We start from the raw sequence: 2,188 nt of genomic DNA on the forward strand, positions 1-2,188 counted from the left end.
AAGCGCTGCGCTCCGCACCAACCTGCTCGGTACGTGTGGTAGGGGGGCTAAACGCTTACCTTCCAAGGGTACGAGATTTCGGGGGTCCTGCCACTCTCCCGCAAGACTTTCACCAAGCCCAGCACCGGGCCTTGGCCGGAATGATGATCAAGGCCGGTTTTTTCATGGGCATGGCAATCCTGGTTAATGAGACGCCCAACGTTTGACATAACCGGCGCTGCGCGGCTTCATCGCGCAGCGTCCGGTGGAATGATGGGTTGGGCGTCGCGTCACAACTTTCCTGCAATTTCGCGAAGCTCGTGCATGAACTGCAGAAAGTGACGAAGTAGCTGATGATCTTCCGGCGTAATACCGTCCGGGTCAAAGTGCATCACGTCGTTGCGAATTCGCCGCACATTGTCTAGTTCCCGGACGAACACCTTTCGGTCCACCGTGAGCCCCGTCTTCTCCCAGTTGGCGGGGTTCTCAAGCAAACGAATGTACTCGCCGAGAGTGAGGTCGGCCACACTTTCTATGATTCTCTCAGGATCCGCCGTATCTTTTGCTGAGGCGAGCTCGTCAGCGGTGAACTTGCCATCAATTACTAGACGGACATGGTTCTCAATTTCCGAGAGCAAGAGGAATGGTTCTGAGAGTTGTTGAAATTGAGCACTAAGATCGGCAGTAGTGACAATGCCCGTGATCGTCTTGTCGTCGCCGCGGACCAGAACATAGGAGTGTTCGATGATGTGCCCGATAACTCGAAAGAGCGAATCAGTGGACAGGACTTCGTAATGTTCCTTCATGCACTCTCGGACCGCGTTAATCGGTTGCTTCCGAAGCGCTAGCCGAGAACCTATGCTCTCCCAGCTAACGATTCCTTTGACATCGCGGTCATTAGTCATCACCGGCAATTGCGAATAGTCATGCCTTAGCATCAAAGTGACTGCTTCCGCTAGGCAGCAATCTGGGACAACACTGAGCGGCCTAATGTTTGCAGAGCCCAATCGGCCAACTCGAAAGGCAGGGTCGGCCGAGGCGCCAACAATAAGTGGTGAAGACTCCACTAGCTGAGTGTCGAGGGGACCTTCCCCGATCGGCGGACTCTCCTGAATTGGCTGATCGGTGGCCGCCTCTGTTGCGGGCGGCTCCACTAACGCGAAGCGAATTCTTGCGTCAATGTGGACGCCATTGAAATTTGGCACCGTGACTAGCTTGGCTCTTTCTAGTGCTCGGCTGATGCGCCACGCCACCATGTACCCACGGCGTTCAGCTCCAAACCAACTAATGAATTGTCGAACGCTTATAGGTTCAACGCTTTGGTTGGAAGAGAGCTTTGCTTTGATTTCTTCAAGTCGCTCAGCGGGGGTCATGACGATTCTTTCGGCAAATGGCGACGCAGCAATGTGACGCCCAACGTTCGACATGAGCGGCGGCGCAAAGGGCGCGAAGCGGCCTTTGGGACGTCCGCTCGATGGAGGGGTTAGAACTCACGTGCCAGCGGGTGGAGAGGAGCCATCGTCCGGTGGCTGATTCGCTTGATGCTCGAATCGTCCAATGATGTCCACGACGAACCGCTCAGAGAACCCAGCGACAAAACTCCAAAAGAAGAGTTTCGCGTAGGCAGACACACTCTCGGGTGCGCAACCAAGCAGGTTCGCATATGTATCGCTGCCGGTCTTTGCGGTGGCGGGACAGAGGCGAGGAAACAGCTCACCTGCGAGAAGCCCCGACATGAACAAAGCGTACATCACTAACGCGAGTACGCCTCCGACAAGCGGCGAAAGCAAAGCATGCAGCCACGAAGTAGCAAGAAGGCGGAGATCGTCTTTCGGTAGGTTCTTTAGGCGGCGCTGAAGGCCTACAAACCCGCCTAAAGCCCCAAGGCCGATTACAACGAGCACCATCGGCGGGCTACGTACCGCCTGTGAGTCACCTCCGCTCACTGCCGCTGAACTATCGGCTGTACTGGCAGCGGCGCCGGCAGGGAGTGTCCGCGACTCATTCTGGCTGGGCCAAAGACTTCCACCCAGTAGGCCGAGACCCACTAAGGCAAGTATGAGTACCCCTATTGAAATGAAGAGGCGCCGGCTGATCTGGGCAACAAGAGAGATTCTTTCCGCTGACATGGTGTGTCCCGTGGGTTCTAACGAATAGCGTTTATCTGCCGCCCCGAGGACGTTCGGTCCAAGCGCAGGCGTATCGCGGC

Annotated in this window: 1 protein-coding gene; it reads right to left on the reverse strand. The window is 56.1% G+C overall.

Annotated elements, in window-relative coordinates:
- Positions 1-269 precede the first annotated feature (269 nt).
- The gene (locus tag ACCAA_RS01780) at positions 270-1,352 is read right to left on the reverse strand and encodes a CBS domain-containing anti-phage protein (RefSeq protein ID WP_245754384.1); all 1,083 of its coding nucleotides are present in this window, start codon (positions 1,350-1,352) and stop codon (positions 270-272) included.
- Positions 1,353-2,188: the final 836 nt, after the last annotated feature.

It is taken from the genome of Candidatus Accumulibacter aalborgensis, assembly GCF_900089955.1.
Taxonomy (GTDB): Bacteria; Pseudomonadota; Gammaproteobacteria; order Burkholderiales; family Rhodocyclaceae; genus Accumulibacter; species Accumulibacter aalborgensis.

Excerpts from the sequence above, each read along its gene's own strand:
- ACCAA_RS01780 (WP_245754384.1), bottom strand. The coding sequence starts at position 1,352 with ATGACCCCCGCTGAGCGACTTGAAGAAATCAAAGCAAAGCTCTCTTCC.